Genomic DNA, 15,047 nt, shown 5'->3' with positions numbered 1-15,047 from the left:
GTAGTTGACAACTTTGATACAATACGCCTTAATACAGCAAATTACAAGCAGATTTGATTAAATGCTGAAGTTAACTAGGTGGATACTAATTTGGCTGCGCGGAGGCAGTTTAAAGCTCTTAGTCATAGCAACTATAATCCTGATAGTATGGGGCATTACTGCTCCGGTGGGAACTCTAGTCTGGTGGCTGGGTCAAAGTGCTGAAACTCTAGGTCTTAAACAGAAAAATCGACTGGAAAGTGCGCGATCTAACTCTGGTAATATAGAAACACCTACCAACAGGCGTATTCCTAACTCTGGGGTATTAAATTGTTATATTATCTTCCTGCCAGGAGTCGGCGATTTTTCGGCAGACGAATTAACTCCGGGAGAAGAGTTCTTTCTTAAGACTTTAGTTGACGTGCATCCAGAATGCGTTGCTGTTGGCGATATTTTCCCTTACTCAGCAGCCAATAAAAGTTTAGGAGGTCAGCGTTTATTTGCTCCTGTTTGGCGGTTTTTCGAGGGGGCAAAGGGAAAGATTATTAGTGGAGATTTACTAATTAAAATTCGCAATCTGTGGAGATTTGCAATTTCTCTAGATTATCGCTACGGACAGGTTTATAATCAGGGCATTGCCACAGCAATTATCGAGCGGATGGAGGCTAAACATCCGATCTCGCTTTCCCCAAATCAACCTATTAAAATTATTCTAATTGGTACTAGCGGTGGAGCACAAGTGGCGTTAGGTGCAACTCCTTATCTTAAGGAATGGCTAAATGCTGAGATTAGTGTGGTTTCTGTCGGTGGAGTGTTTTCAGGGAAAGTAGGTTTTAATGCTGCCGATCGCGTCTATCATTTACACGGGAGTAGAGATCCAATTGATGATATTGGCGGGGTTGTTTTCCCATCGCGATGGCAATGGCTAGTTAACTCTGGATTCAATCAAGCTCGGCAACAAGGGCGTTATGCAGAAATAATTAGTGGGCCTCATAAGCATGATGGCAACCAAGGATATTTTGGCGAAGATCGCGCAGAAAATGGTTTGACTTATGTAGATTTAATCCTGCAAAAAGTTAACAAATTGCCAATTTGGTCGGATCGGAAGTCTCCGTAAGAAGTGATTAATTACTCAGTAATGGGTGAAAAAAAGTTAACTTGTGTCATGGTTTTGTCCTAAAAATAGCGCAATTCTTGCGGCTTCATCCAAATTATACAAAACCCAGAAGTCGCAAAATTATTACCTATTATAGCACTATTAAGCATTGTTCTCAAATAGTAGTGAGTCACTAATTCCTCAGCCAACAAAAAACCCTAGCCGCAATTGGCTAAGGTTTATTAATCAGGGTGCATCTACTAATTTAGTATCCGATTAGGCATCGCAATTTTCAGGAAAATTCTTATAATAATGCAGATATCCCTAACGCCGGCCTTTGGGCGGTCAATTACCGCCCAGAGGGCGAGGTTACAAGTTATCAAAGAATAGAAATTACTCATGTACGCCCATAAAAAACCCCAGCCAAATTTGGCCGGGGGCGATCAATCAGGGTGCATCTACCAACTTACTTTCCCATGAATATAAAAGAGATCCGGAAAAATCGGAAACAAATTAGGCTTAGCTTGCGGGAAGTCTTTATTTTTACAAAATTATTCTATTCAACTCGGCGGTGAACTAGAGTTGCAGTAGCTTGATCTGTGGGTACTAAGAGGACTTCGCTAATATTAACGTGAGGCGATCGCGTCGCACAAAAATACACCACATCCGCCACGTCATCAGGTGTCAAAGGTGTTAATCCTTGGTAAACATTTTTTGCCCTCTCCCCATCGCCATGAAACCGTATTTGACTAAATTCTGTTTCCACTAAACCTGGGTCTACCGAACTCACTCTAATTGGTGTACCCAAAAGGTCTTGTTTTAAACCTTCAGAAATTGCTTTAACTGCTGCTTTTGAGGCACAATAAACATTACCACCTGGATAGGTTTGATGGCCGGCAATTGAGCCAATATTTATTACATGACCGCGACCTCTACTCACCATCCCAGGTACAATATAACGAGTGACATAAAGCAATCCCTTGACGTTGGTATCAATCATTTCTTCCCAATCTTGGAAATCGCCCTCGTAAAGTTTATCTAAACCACGACTTAAGCCAGCATTATTAATTAGAATATCAACTGTTGCCCAGGAATCAGGTAATTTGGTAAAAGCCGATTCAACTTGAGCGCGATCGCGCACATCTAACTGTAGAAAATAAATCTCAGTTTCAAACTCTTTAGTTAGTTCCGCAGCCATATTCTTCAGCCGTTCAAGGCGGCGAGCAGCTAATATTAGTTTAGCACCTCCTCGAGCAAAAATTCGAGCACAAGCTGCACCAATACCGCTGCTAGCACCTGTAATTAAAACAATTTTATCTTGAACTGAGTTCATTTTTTTACTTGCTATTTGTTCTCAGTAAATCTCTGATTTGCAGTAAGGATTTTCCAGCTAAAATCCTTACGGCCACAGAATTTTATTACTTTACAACTCGGAGGCGCTGAGTAATTACGGTGATGCCGCCTTGCCGCATCAAGATTGCTGAAATCCAGCGATTTTCTGGGGTTTCGGGTGCTTTTCCTACCTTAAATACTCCCCCAGAAGCCAGTAATTCTAGTTCTACTGGACTGGTACTAAAAAATGTTTTTTCTGAAATTGGTTCTTCCAAAGCTGTGCCAATTAAGATATCATTGCCGAGAGGTTCTTGCACAATGGCATCAAAATTATATTCTTGACCAACATTGACTTGCTCTGGTAAATTCATTTGAATTGTAGGTGGATTTTCACCAGAAGTTAGCTGATTTCGCTCTGCTAAAATCTCTTGCTTAACAATTCTTTTCTCTTCAAAGCGCTGCTGAGAACGAATAGTAGATTTAAGTTTCATCTCTCTATTTTCTATCTTCTGAGTACCTGTAATCGTAGTCTCAGTTTCAGCGATAAATGCGTTTCCTTCCGCTTTCCACGATTTAAGCTCGGTAGTGTATTTTAATGTAGAATAACTCTGCCAGAATTGCTTGATAGCTTTCTCCATACTCTGGCGGTTTAAGCCATCAGAATTTGTAAAATTTTGACTGTAAAATTTCATCAATGCTTTAACATTTCGGCTGTTTGCTGCGGCATCAATTTCACTCAGGAGTTTTGTCAATTCAGCAGGTGCGTTTGTAGGGGTTTGAGCAATGATGGTAGCGCGAGCGGCGAGGGCACCTTGAGCCTTAACAGGGGAGGGATTTAGTAAGCCAATCCCACCAATTGTTAAACTTAGAAATAGAGGAGGAAGGGATGATAGGCAGACTAAGGGAGAGGCGATCGCATCTTTTACTGAGAAGCGATCGGGAAAATATTTAGAAATATTTGGCAGGGAATTCAAAGGATTACGCATTTGATGATATTTTGGTGATTTGCCAGGATAGAGTCAGGGAGGCAATTCACCTCTTCTGACTGCTTTGAGATTGTAGGATGTGGGTGGAGGAACTAACTATCAGCATGATAATCTAAAATTTCAAATTTCCCATATAAAATCGATTTATCTATTGAGCTTCTAGGAGAAAAAACGTCTTGACAAATACGCACATTCGATTACTGATTGCAGCTAGCGGTACTGGCGGACATTTATTTCCTGCGATCGCCACCGCCGAGCAATTGAGCGACTATCAAATAGAATGGCTGGGAGTCCCCGATCGCCTGGAAACTGAATTAATCCCACCTCTCTACCCCCTCCATACTATCGCCGTAGAAGGCTTCCAGGGGCGATTCGGACTGGGTACAGCACGAATTTTGGGTCGGCTCGCCAGTTCCATCCTTGAAGTGCGGAAGCTGCTAAAACAGGGCAATTTTCAGGGCGTTTTTACCACTGGCGGCTATATTGCAGCACCCGCGATTTTAGCGGCGCGATCGCTCGGTTTGCCTGTTATCCTCCACGAGTCTAACGCTTTGCCAGGGAAAGTAACGCGCTGGTTTGGCCCTTGGTGTACTAAAGTTGCGATCGGTTTTGAGGCGGCGGCGCAGTATTTGCCTGGCGCTAAGACGGTTTATGCGGGTACGCCGGTGCGATCGCAATTTCTTACACCTCAATCCTTGGACTTGCCAATTGCTGAGAATGTTCCCCTAATTGTAGCAATGGGCGGCTCCCAAGGTGCAGTAGGAATTAATCAATTAGTTAGGCAATGCGCTCCTGCTTGGTTTAATGCTGGTGCCACGATTGTACACTTAACAGGAAATAATGACCCGGATGCTGATACTCTCAAACATCCTCAATATTTTTCCCTGCCATTTTATAATAATATGGGTGGACTATTGCAACGCGCAAATTTAGCAATTAGTCGTTCGGGTGCGAGTGCGCTAACAGAATTAGCTGTCACAGGAACGCCTGCAATTTTGATTCCTTATCCCTATGCAGCGGAAGATCATCAAAGTTTTAATGCCGCAGTTTTTACCAAAATTGGCGCAGCCTTATCTTTCCGACAAAGTGAATTAAATGCAGAAGTTTTAGAAACTAAAGTGTTGAATTTATTAGCAGATTCCGAACACTTGGCAAAAATGTCCGCTGCCGTTTATAAGTTGGCGGTTAATGATAGTGCTACTCGTTTAGCCAACTTAGTTCGCGAATTATTAAGTGCTGGAATTAGCCAAAAATATCTGTAACGCCGCCATCCGGCATTACCTAAAGTGCACGAATTATTAAATCGGTAGGGAGCCATAATTCTGTGAGAACTGACACAATTTTTTATCAACTTTTTCAAACCTTACCCAGTGTATTATTTGAACTTATTGGTGAACCTGCGTCACTAGCTGAAGGCTACCAGTTTACTTCCCAAGAAATCAAAGAATTAGCCCGCCGCTTTGATGGAGTATTCTTACCTCCAGAAGGCGACATAGACTCAGTGATTTATTTTGTGGAAGTACAGTTCCAGAAAAAAGATGATTTTTACTGGAGATTTTTTACGGAAATCTTCGTTTACTTAGGTCAATATCAACCTGTTCAAGATTGGCGTGCTGTAGCGATATTTGCAAGCCGCAGTTTCGATCCCGGCATCCCAAGGCCGTATCAGCGATTTTTTACCCATGAAAGTGTAGGTTTTTCTCCCCTTTTGCAGCGAGTGTATTTAGATGAGTTAGGGGAACCAAGTAACCTATCTCTAGAATTGGGAATGGTGAAATTAGTTGTGCAGAATGAAGAAAATGCTGTTGAGCAAGCTAGGGAATTAATCGGCAAAGCACGGCAAGAGATTTCTGATGTCGCTCTCAAGCAAAAAGTTGTAGGATTGATAGAGACAATAATGGTCTATAAATTACCGCAGTTTAGTCGCCAGGAGATAGAAGCCATGTTTGGATTACAGGAGTTAAAACAGACAAGGTATTTTCAGGAAGTTAGAGCTGAAGCTAAAGAGGAAGGTAAACTCGAAGGTAAGCTTGAAGGTAAGCTTGAAGGTAAACTTGAAGGTAAGCTCGAAGGTAAGCTCGAATCTGTTCCTCGCTTATTAGCACTTGGATTGAATGTGGAACAAATTGCTCAAGCCTTAGAATTGGATATTGAAGCCGTAAATAAAGCTGTGGCGGAAAACTAAAACTATTAAGATTTGGCAGTCAGCTACGAATTAGTTTCGGCTGACTGCTATTTACCCAAAATTGAAGTGTTTCCTACTCAGACACGCAAAAATTTACTAATGTTCTAGGTAACATTCAACTGGACAAATTTCACTACTGCTTCTAATCCTTCTTTCGTCTTTAAATTTGTAAACACAAAAGGCTTATCCCCTCGCATTTTTTTAGTATCCCTTTCCATCACTCCCAAATCTGCCCCTACATAGGGAGCTAAATCAGTTTTATTAATCACCAATAAATCAGACTTAGTAATTCCTGGCCCACCCTTGCGTGGAATTTTATCTCCAGCAGCAACATCGATTACATAAATCGTTAAATCTACTAATTCCGGGCTAAAAGTTGCAGCTAAATTATCGCCACCACTTTCTACAAATACCAAGTTTAAGTCATTAAACTTAAGTTCTAATTGTTCAATTGCAACTAAGTTAATCGAGGCATCTTCTCGAATAGCTGTATGAGGACAACCGCCAGTTTCTACGCCTAAAATACGATCGCTTTCTAAGGCCTGACTCCGAACCAAAAACTGTGCATCTTCCTGGGTATAAATATCATTAGTAACAACTGCAATCTTATAATATTGTCGCATCGACTTGCACAAGGCATCAACTAAAGCAGTTTTTCCAGATCCAACGGGACCAGCAATTCCTACACGAAAAGCGTTCATTTTTTTAGTGGTTAGTGGTTAGTGGTTATACCATTTCTCTAAATGTATGCTACAGTCAGTGTCGTTGACTTTACTACATACATACAACCTACTGTTGCATGATTTTGGAGAACTGGTATTAGTTGTTGGTTGTAGTTGTTAGTTAGTTTGCTACTATAGCAATCCTAAATCATTTGTGAATTTCTTACTCCCTCCCCTTAGCAAGGGGAGGGTTGGGGTGGGGTAAAAAATTTACGATTCATTTAGGATTGCTATATCCTCATTCCTTCTTCCTTCCCTCATTGCTAATTTAACTACGAAACAACCGAGTGTACTGATTTTCGTGAGCCATACTTGCCAATGCCAATCCCCAACTACAGCTATTAAGGTTATCATCTTCTAATCTTAAAACTTCTTGGGCGACAAAATTAATCTGGGAATCCAAGTTTAATAGCAATTGTTGACCAACAGTTTGACCAAGGGGAATGAGTTTTACTCCTGCATTTACTAAATTTGCCGCCCAACTGTACAAATACCCAAGTACAGCCGCTCCTTCTTCTATTTCCAATTTTACTGCTGCGATACCAAATGCGATCGCAAAATTGCAATTATTTCCACAAACCTCAGTTAATTCTTGCACAGATGGGAGCACTTTTACCTGTAAAGGTAACTGGATATCCTGTAATAACCGTACCAGAGACCGCCCCATCTGCCAACTTTGTAAGCGCAATTCTTCTGTTTCCTTAGCCGCAGTTGCCCAAGCATTCCAATAGCTCAAGGCTTCTAAATCCCCTACAATAGTTGCTCTGTAAGCACGTACCATCACTGCTGCTTCTAAACGTATCGCTCCGTATTGCAACGAATGTTCTAACCATTTTTGTAAGCAGTTCTCATTATTAATTTTAGCAAAATCAACCAGAGTTTCAATTCCCTCTGAATAACTATAAGCCCCGACGGGAACAGTAGCTAACTGCAACAACCTAAGAATAGAAAATTGATAATCCAAGCACCACCTCTTTTTTTACTTTTACTTCTTATTCTTCCTTCTTCCTTCTTCCTTCTTCCGTCTTCCTTCTTCCTTCTCTTACCAAACCGATTTAATGGCTATGACCATAAGCTCCCATTTCTGGTTGAAATGGTGCAATCTCTGCTTTTACTTCCAAACCCATTTTTTCTAGCATTCCCTGCAAAACTGAATCGGGAGATAGCCGTAAATAATTAGGATCAATTTCTAAAGGGATGTGACGATTACCTAAATGATAAGCCGCTCGCATTAATAATAGCCGATCCGATGCGATCGCAGTCATTACGGGTTCTGGTTTCGCAGTTACCCGGACTAAACAGCTATCATCTTCAGATTGCAGAAGATCGCGATCGCGCAGTACAGTCCCTCTCGGTAAACGCAGATGCAACTCTTCCCCCGAATCAATTTCAAACCGATGGCGCGATCGCGTGCGCTCAAGAGCTGTCAGAGGTAAAGTAAAGCTGACAGTCGCATCAGGATTTGCAGGTAATTTTGCTGTCAAAACTAACATTTCGCTATTCCTATTAAGATTTCACACCCAGTCTATTTTTAACACCTAACTCAGATTAAGAGTTCGCGATCGTTAATTCTGGGAGATTTCCTCGTTGATGGCGTGTTTTTTCAAATCCTTGAGAGAAACGCTCTCTACCGCTCTAGCATGAGTCGCAGAAAGGATAACTGGAGGAGCAACACCAGCTTCCATTGCTTCTCTCCACCGGGAAACACACAAACACCAGCGATCGCCTGGTTTAAGACCCGGAAATTGAAATGCCGGCACGGGAGTGCTCAGGTCATTACCCTGCGATTTGGTAAACTCCAGGAATTCTACTGTTAGTTGAGCGCACACAACGTGCGACCCAAAATCCTGACCCCCCGTGCGACAAATGCCATCGCGGTAAAAACCCGTCAGCGGAGAAGTGCAGCAAATCTGTAGTTGGGAACCGAGAACATTTTTAGCATCTATCATTTCTAATTTATTATTTGATTTTGCCTCGATATTTCGCGCCTTTATGTTTGAGATTATAACATAAATAAATCTTTGTCAATACTTAGAAGAAAATCACCTGCTTTTTCCTATTAACCCTTAAAACTTTGAGGGTAAAATTTTTGATTTTCTAATTTTTGGCAATATTTAATATCCACAATTTGTTGTAGTTACTAAAACACAGCTAAATATCATTCCACCTCTAGGGCAACAATATTTGGCAAAAAAACAGATAGCACCTGCCTTTATTTACATAGAGTATAGCTACTAAAGTCACTACTACATAAATACAGTCAGAGCTTGGAGACAAGCGTAAAAATAGCTACATTATTAACCTGTGTAAGTTCCTGAAAATTCATAGGATCGAGGCTACCGCAGTATGTCTGCCCCGCAGATCGGATTAGATCCTAAACAGCATAGAATTGCAGCAATCTTGTACAATGCAGCCAAAGTACACACATTTTTGACTCAAACAGCCTGGGGGTAAGATGATGGGAGATTTAGAGCGAGTGCCAGTAGGAATAGTTGGGGCATCAGGCTACGGCGGTGTGCAACTTGTACGCCTCTTAGCAGATCACCCACAAGCCGAAGTAGTTTATCTAGGCGGCGAAAGTAGTGCAGGTAAACCTTTTTCCAGTTTATACCCGCACTTGAGCAACTGGATTGACTTGACAGTAGAAGCGATAGACTTGGACAAAATAGCATCCAAATGTCAAGTAGTATTTCTCTCACTCCCCAACGGTTTAGCGTACCAGATGGCTCCCAAATTGCTAGAAAAGGGGTGCAAAGTTTTAGATCTTTCAGCAGATTATAGGTTTACCAACTTAGAAACATATAAAGCTTGGTACGGAGGCGATCGCCAAGACGCAGCGATCGCCTCAACCGCTGTCTACGGTTTACCAGAACTTTATCGCGATCGCATCAAAACCGCCCAACTCGTAGGCTGCGCCGGCTGCTACGTCACCGCCAGCCTTCTAGCCCTCGCACCCCTACTCAAACAAGGCATCATCATCCCCGAAACCGCGATCGTAGATGCCAAATCAGGCACATCCGGTGGCGGTCGCAAAGCCGAAATCAACCTTCTGCTAGCCGAAGCAGACAACTCCCTGGCCGCCTACGCCGTTGGTCGTCACCGCCACACCCCGGAAATCGAACAAATTTGCAGCGATTTAGCCGGACACGACATTAAAGTGCAATTCACTCCGCACCTGATACCAATGGTGCGAGGAATCCTCACTACCGTCTATGCCACCCTCCGCGATCCTGGATTAGTACGAGAAGACTTACTGACAATTTTCAACGCCTTCTATCGTAATTCTCCTTGGGTAAAAATCCTACCCAGCGGCGTTTATCCTCAAACAAAATGGGCCTGCGGTACCAATCTCTGCTACATCGGTGTAGAAGTAGATACGCGCACCGACAGAGTAATCGTTATGTCAGCAATTGATAACTTAATCAAAGGTCAAGCAGGTCAGGGCGTACAGTGTATGAACTTAATGATGGGATGGGAAGAAACTTTAGGACTGCCACAATTAGGTTTTTATCCTTAGTAATGGTTAATTGTTAGTTGTTAGTTAGTAGGTTGGGTGAAGCTTAGCGTAACCCAACTTTAATAATTAATACTTCAATACTAAGTACAATTTGATATGTACAATTTGATATCAAGTCCGGTAGCATAGCTCTTGTATGTCATTATCAACAAGGCGAAGCAATCTCAAGTTCTGGAGATGCTTCGCCTGCTTCTACTGTTGCATAACTTTGGAGAATTTGTATAACAACCCAAAACTAATATAGCAATCCTAAATCATTTGTGAATTTCCTACTCCCTCCCCTTAGCAAGGGGAGGGTTGGGGTGGGGTAAAAAATTTACGATTCATTTAGGATTGCTATAACTAACAATTCCTACACAATTATGTCAGAACGATTTCCAGTTTCCACAACAATTTTCTCAATCTCTTTAGGTGTCAAATTGGGATTAGCTTGACGGATCAAAGCTACTACACCAGCAACATGAGGAGCCGCCATAGAAGTACCGAAAAAGTAGCGGTAAGGAATACCGGGCAAAGATAATGGTACTGTTGAATAAACATCTTCGACATCCGAGCGTCCCCCATTTCCTCCCGGTGCAATTACATAATCGAGCGCCACAACTCCAGCACGGTTAGAGAATTGAGAAAATTGCAAATCCCGCGTTATTGAACCCACAGCAATACCGAACTCATCGGCTAAACGAGCAGGAAGATTCGGCCGGCCATTACTACTATTTCCAGCCGCAGAAACTACGACTACACCCTTTGATTCAGCATAGCGAATGGCATCTAGCCTTTCAGCTTCCATGTCATTTCCGCCAAAACTGAGATTAATTACATCGGCTCCATTATCGGCAGCATAGCGAATGCCAGCAATGCCATTACTTACTTTTCCTACACCATCTTTATCTACTGTTCTCACAGGCATAATCTTCACAGTTGGAGCTACTCCAGTGATGCCCACTCCGTCTCTCTTAGCAGCAATAATTCCTGCTACGTGAGTACCGTGACTATTTTCATCAATCGGGTTGTTATCGCTGTTGACAAAATCCCAACCTCGGAAATCGTCAACAAAGCCATTACTATCATCATCAAGGCCGTTGGTAGCTTTTTCAACACCATTAGCATCAAGGCCAAATTCCCCTGAATTAGTCCAAATATTCCCAGTTAAGTCAGGATGATCGTAGTCAACACCGCTATCAACAACAGCGACGACAATGCCATCGCCAGTGAAACCCTGAGCCCAAACTTCGGGAGCATTTACTACATCTCGTCCCCATTCATCTCCTCCCAAATTGGGGACATCAGGAAAAGGTGCTTTGCCAATGCTTTGAGCAACAGCGGTAGCTGCATTAATCAAACCATAGCCGAAAGTAGTATCGTAACCTGCGATCGCGCTGCTACCTGGTGGCGGGGGAGGACTAGGGGTAGCAGATAGACTCATAGTGTAATTTGTCTGCGCTTCCTCAAATCGAAAAACTCGCACGAAGTAAGTCCCTGGTAATAAATCGTTGAGATTAATTTCCTCTGAATTCGCCTCTGAGTTTTCCGAGACTTGAACAATATCCGGTGGTTCAACGGCGTTATTGTTATTAATATCCTTAATTAGGGCTACATCAAGATCTGCACTTAAACCTGTAACGTTTAACTTCAAGTCGCTGGTGAAAGGGAGTGTGAAACGGTAAAAATTATCTGGTTCAGCATCGCCAATAAACCCGCTAACGGTGGGATTATCGCTCAGGGAACCAAGATTAGTTGCGCTTCCGAGTTCATCTCCCAATTTAGTATCTGCGGCCACGAAACGCCCGTTGAGATAGTCGGGGGATACGTCTGTAACCCAGCCTAAAATGGCTCCAGACTCGCGAATCCGAATTAAAGTATCATTGCTGCCAGGATTGAGGGAAGCTGATTCTAATGTGATGTCAGCGACAGTTAAGCCACCAGTTAAGCCGATTAAGTTTTTCCAGAAAAAATGCTTGAAGTCAGTGATGATATCCGCAGATTCGGGGTTTTGTGTGGCGGTTTCTGTTGTTAGGACAAATAAATCCGATCCTTCGCCACCTTTTAATATGTCTCTACCTTTGTCGCCAACGAGTACATCGTCGCCTTCAAAACCGATGAGTAAGTCGTCGCCTTGACCTCCCCGGAGGATATCTTTACCACTGTTACCGGTAAGAATATCATCACCTTGACCGCCGATGAGGAAGTTGTCACCGCTGCCAGCATTTAGGGTATCAGCACCGCCACCGCCGATCAGGCGATCGTTATTGTCGCCGCCGTCGATCATTTCGCCATCGGAGGAACCAACTATGAAATCATTGCCACCGAGAGCAAAGAGTCCTTTTGGGTAAGGAGCTAAAAAGCCTGGAGTTAGAGTTAAACTGTTAGGCGATTCGTCTAATAAATAAGCAAGGTTATCTGCACTTGGGCCGGCCATGAAGATATTCTCCTAACTGGGTTTTTTTGTGAAATGCCCTGATTATTTGAAGCGAAAAGGCTCAAAATTGATTCTGAAAAATTGAATTTTTTGGGAAAATAATTGTTTGTAACGCCGCCCTCTGGGTGGTAAAGATACCGCCCAGAGGGCGGCGTTACGTACTAAGTGCGATCGCAGTTTGCTTTTAACCCAACCTCTGCAACATTAGCGGTTAAGGTATAACAAAGTTATTGTGATGCGATCGCTAACTCAGTTTGTATGATTAATGCCCACACTCCGTACTTGAACCCTGACGAGCAGCCCTGGCTGATTTCCCAGTTTAACCAATTATCCAACAAAACTGCTAGCCAAAGAGAGTTCTATCAGGGATTATCCCCCGATCTAGCTGCCACTCAAGTCACGGAGGTTATCTCTAGCAGCTTAGATTCATTGTTGCTTGCTGATAGTAGCACTCAGCCCTTGTCGGCTGAGGGGGTTTCACGTGCGATCGCGACAACAGATCAAAACAGCGACCCCCTAACAGGAGAAAATCTAAAATCTATTGCTTCTGTAAGTCCTAATAGTGCGGGTAGTGTTGAAAATCAAGCTAACAGATCGATGTATGCTGACTTCGCTCGCGTGTTGCAAGGTGTGGATGGCACGGGAATTACAATTGGGGTAATTTCTGATAGTTATGATATTAATCAAAGAGATGCAAAAAATGCCATAGATGATATCAACTCCGGCGATCTTCCCGGCCCTACTAATCCCTTTGGTCGCACTACCCCCATACAGGTTTTAGCGGAAACTGTTGGGACGGGAGTTGATGAAGGCAGAGCATTAATGCAACTAATTCATGATATCGCTCCTGGTGCCAAGTTACTATTTCATACAGCCAGTGATGCTACTGGTAAATCTTTTACAGATCGCTCCGTTGGTAATGCCATCCGCTCCCTTGCCGCTGCTGGTGCTAACATTATTATAGACAATGTTAATGGCTTTGAATCGCCTTTTTTTCAAGACGGAGATGCGGCCCAAGCAGTAAATGAAGTTACCAGCAAGGGAATTACTTATTTCACTTCTACTGGCAACAATAACCGCAATGGTTATCAAAGCGCTTTTGTCAACTCAGGAATTGTTTTTAATCCCGGTCAATTGCCAGTTTCAGTTGTACCAGAAAATAACATTCCTACCCTTGGTGGTAACATTCCGGTGTCAAGTTTTAAAGGTGGTGTAGCCCACGATTTTGACCCCGGCCCCGGCATTGATTTTTTACAAGGTTTTACTCTCGATCCTGGCAAAAGAATTGCTTTTACCTTACAGTGGGATGAACCTTTTTATGTTGGAGGAGAAGTAGCGACAACGGCAACAGATTTAGATGTTTATATCTTGAATGCCGATGGTACGGCCGTAGTCGGTGGTAGTGCGATCGATAATACCAAAGTATCTGCCAATACAGGCAAGGCTAGCGGGCCAATTGAGTTTATTTCCTTTGCCAATTTGGGGAAAGAAACTAGCAAATTTAATATTGTCATTGTCCGGGCAAGTGGCCCCGATCCGCAGCAAATCAGGTATGTTTTTAATGCACCTGTAGGCTTGCCAACTAATCTCGAATTCCCGACTAATAGCTCAACCTTATATGGACATAAAAATGCAGCCGGTGCGATTGCAGTGGGGGCGACTAATTATCAAGATACGCCCGCATTTAATGAATTAATTGGTGGCCCAACTTTAGAACGCTTTTCGAGCGTTGGCGGCATCCCAATTTTATTTGATATAAATGGTAAAAGATTAGAGCAAGCTAAAGTCAGACTCAAACCAGATATCGTCGCTCCTGATGGAGTAAATACTACATTTTACGGAATATCAGATCCCAAGGTAACTGGCCCTTTTGAGGCCGATGGATTACCCAATTTCTTCGGTACTTCAGCGGCGGCTCCAAATGCAGCGGCGGTAGCTGCTTTAATGCTACAAGTGGCACCTTGGGCAACTCCTAATGATGTGGCAATAGCGATGAGAGTAACTGCTGTAGATATGAACGATCCGGGGACAACTGCGGCCGATCCAGGGTTCGATTTTGCCAGCGGTTATGGCTTTTTAAATGCCGATCGGGCGATGGGAATGCTAGCTTTATTTGATGAGAGTTTCTATTTGGCTCAATATCCACAAGTAGCGGCTGCTGTTGCTAATAAAACTTTCCGTAATGGGTTTGAACATTTTGCTCTATTTGGGCAATATGAAGGGCTTAATCCTAGCGATCAATTTGACAATCAGCTCTATTTGGCTCTCAATCCTGATGTAGCAGAGCAAATTAATAATGGGGTTTTTCGTAGTGGTTTCGATCACTTTATTAAAAGAGGAGAATTTAAAGGACGAGATCCCAGAAATTTGTATGACGAGAGTTATTATCTCGAACAAAATCCAGGTGTGGCTACATTTTTGAAGGAAAATAAGTTCCGCAGCGGCTACGAACATTTTATTTTGTTTGGGCAATTTGAAGGGAGAAAAGGAAGTCCGTTTTTTGATGAGCAGTTTTATTTAGAGCAGAATCCAAAAGTAGCGGAAGCTGTAGCCAGCGGGTTATTTAGTAGTGGTTATGAACATTTTACAAAGGTAGGGCAATTTGAAGGTAGATCGCCTAGTCCATTAGTAAATGAAGTTACTTATCTTCGGGATAATCCTGATGTAGCAGCGGCAGTTAAGGCTGGAGTTTACAAAAGTGGAATTGAACACTTTGTTTTGTTTGGTCAACGGGAAAATCGAATTAAGTAATTAGTGATTGGTAATTGGTAATTGTAAGGTGGGCGCTCGCCTCAACCATCTTGTGCTATGAGT

At 42.8% G+C, this 15,047-nt stretch carries 12 protein-coding genes; 5 read left to right on the top strand and 7 right to left on the bottom strand.

The features are described from left to right. Positions 1–61: 61 nt before the first annotated feature. Positions 62–1,096 (top strand): hypothetical protein, encoded by a 1,035-nt coding sequence (locus PN499_RS14995; protein WP_272032791.1) that lies wholly within the window; start codon positions 62–64, stop codon positions 1,094–1,096. A 535-nt stretch (positions 1,097–1,631) separates the two neighbouring features. Here the strand turns inward: PN499_RS14995 and PN499_RS14990 are convergent. Both PN499_RS14990 and PN499_RS14985 read right to left on the bottom strand, forming a co-directional pair. Then, positions 1,632–2,408: an SDR family oxidoreductase gene (locus PN499_RS14990; protein ID WP_272032790.1), complete on the bottom strand. Its 777-nt coding sequence runs from the start codon at positions 2,406–2,408 to the stop codon at positions 1,632–1,634. An 85-nt stretch (positions 2,409–2,493) separates the two neighbouring features. Continuing rightward, positions 2,494–3,393, bottom strand: coding sequence for a Cif family virulence factor (locus tag PN499_RS14985; protein ID WP_272032789.1), 900 nt, complete (start codon positions 3,391–3,393; stop codon positions 2,494–2,496). Between the two features lie 176 nt (positions 3,394–3,569). Here PN499_RS14985 and murG point away from each other — a divergent pair, with 176 nt between their 5' ends. Further along, positions 3,570–4,655: an undecaprenyldiphospho-muramoylpentapeptide beta-N-acetylglucosaminyltransferase gene (gene murG / locus PN499_RS14980; RefSeq protein ID WP_272032788.1), complete on the top strand. Its 1,086-nt coding sequence runs from the start codon at positions 3,570–3,572 to the stop codon at positions 4,653–4,655. A gap of 62 nt (positions 4,656–4,717) precedes the next feature. After that, complete coding sequence (locus tag PN499_RS14975; RefSeq protein WP_272032786.1) at positions 4,718–5,578, top strand: Rpn family recombination-promoting nuclease/putative transposase; 861 nt, start codon at positions 4,718–4,720, stop codon at positions 5,576–5,578. A 104-nt stretch (positions 5,579–5,682) separates the two neighbouring features. On the opposite strand, the gene ureG is transcribed toward PN499_RS14975, so the two are convergent. From ureG to PN499_RS14955, 4 genes are all read right to left on the bottom strand, one after another. Then, positions 5,683–6,279: an urease accessory protein UreG gene (gene ureG, locus PN499_RS14970; RefSeq protein WP_272032785.1), complete on the bottom strand. Its 597-nt coding sequence runs from the start codon at positions 6,277–6,279 to the stop codon at positions 5,683–5,685. A gap of 289 nt (positions 6,280–6,568) precedes the next feature. Continuing rightward, positions 6,569–7,264, bottom strand: a complete 696-nt coding sequence (locus PN499_RS14965; protein ID WP_272032784.1) for an urease accessory protein UreF — start codon at positions 7,262–7,264, stop codon at positions 6,569–6,571. A 91-nt stretch (positions 7,265–7,355) separates the two neighbouring features. Continuing rightward, positions 7,356–7,793 carry an urease accessory protein UreE gene (gene ureE / locus PN499_RS14960; RefSeq protein ID WP_272032783.1) on the bottom strand — a complete coding sequence of 146 codons (438 nt, stop codon included), beginning with the start codon at positions 7,791–7,793 and terminating at the stop codon, positions 7,356–7,358. Positions 7,794–7,865: 72 nt separating this feature from the next. Then, positions 7,866–8,249 (bottom strand): DUF2237 family protein, encoded by a 384-nt coding sequence (locus PN499_RS14955; protein WP_272032782.1) that lies wholly within the window; start codon positions 8,247–8,249, stop codon positions 7,866–7,868. Between the two features lie 509 nt (positions 8,250–8,758). Between PN499_RS14955 and argC the strand changes: the two genes are divergently transcribed. Next, the gene (gene argC, locus PN499_RS14950) at positions 8,759–9,817 is read left to right on the top strand and encodes an N-acetyl-gamma-glutamyl-phosphate reductase (protein ID WP_272032802.1); all 1,059 of its coding nucleotides are present in this window, start codon (positions 8,759–8,761) and stop codon (positions 9,815–9,817) included. 352 nt (positions 9,818–10,169) lie between these two features. Here the strand turns inward: argC and PN499_RS14945 are convergent, their stop codons facing one another. Then, positions 10,170–12,233, bottom strand: a complete 2,064-nt coding sequence (locus PN499_RS14945; protein ID WP_272032781.1) for a S8 family serine peptidase — start codon at positions 12,231–12,233, stop codon at positions 10,170–10,172. Between the two features lie 258 nt (positions 12,234–12,491). Between PN499_RS14945 and PN499_RS14940 the strand changes: the two genes are divergently transcribed. Then, positions 12,492–14,984 (top strand): S8 family peptidase, encoded by a 2,493-nt coding sequence (locus PN499_RS14940; protein ID WP_272032780.1) that lies wholly within the window; start codon positions 12,492–12,494, stop codon positions 14,982–14,984. Positions 14,985–15,047 lie beyond the last annotated feature (63 nt).

It is taken from the genome of Kamptonema animale CS-326, from assembly GCF_028330895.1.
Classification (GTDB): domain Bacteria; phylum Cyanobacteriota; class Cyanobacteriia; order Cyanobacteriales; family Microcoleaceae; genus Kamptonema; species Kamptonema formosum.
The sequence above is the reverse complement of the archived record's forward strand: the minus strand, read 5'-3'. Positions and strand labels throughout refer to the sequence as shown.

What these genes read in the sequence shown, in the direction of transcription:
- PN499_RS14995 (WP_272032791.1), top strand. Translation starts at nt 62, where the DNA reads ATGCTGAAGTTAACTAGGTGGATACTAATTTGGCTGCGCGGAGGCAGT.
- PN499_RS14990 (WP_272032790.1), bottom strand. Translation starts at nt 2,408, where the DNA reads ATGAACTCAGTTCAAGATAAAATTGTTTTAATTACAGGTGCTAGCAGC.
- PN499_RS14985 (WP_272032789.1), bottom strand. Translation starts at nt 3,393, where the DNA reads ATGCGTAATCCTTTGAATTCCCTGCCAAATATTTCTAAATATTTTCCC.
- ureG (WP_272032785.1), bottom strand. Translation starts at nt 6,279, where the DNA reads ATGAACGCTTTTCGTGTAGGAATTGCTGGTCCCGTTGGATCTGGAAAA.
- ureE (WP_272032783.1), bottom strand. Translation starts at nt 7,793, where the DNA reads ATGTTAGTTTTGACAGCAAAATTACCTGCAAATCCTGATGCGACTGTC.
- PN499_RS14955 (WP_272032782.1), bottom strand. Translation starts at nt 8,249, where the DNA reads ATGATAGATGCTAAAAATGTTCTCGGTTCCCAACTACAGATTTGCTGC.
- argC (WP_272032802.1), top strand. Translation starts at nt 8,759, where the DNA reads ATGGGAGATTTAGAGCGAGTGCCAGTAGGAATAGTTGGGGCATCAGGC.
- PN499_RS14945 (WP_272032781.1), bottom strand. Translation starts at nt 12,233, where the DNA reads ATGGCCGGCCCAAGTGCAGATAACCTTGCTTATTTATTAGACGAATCG.
- PN499_RS14940 (WP_272032780.1), top strand. Translation starts at nt 12,492, where the DNA reads ATGATTAATGCCCACACTCCGTACTTGAACCCTGACGAGCAGCCCTGG.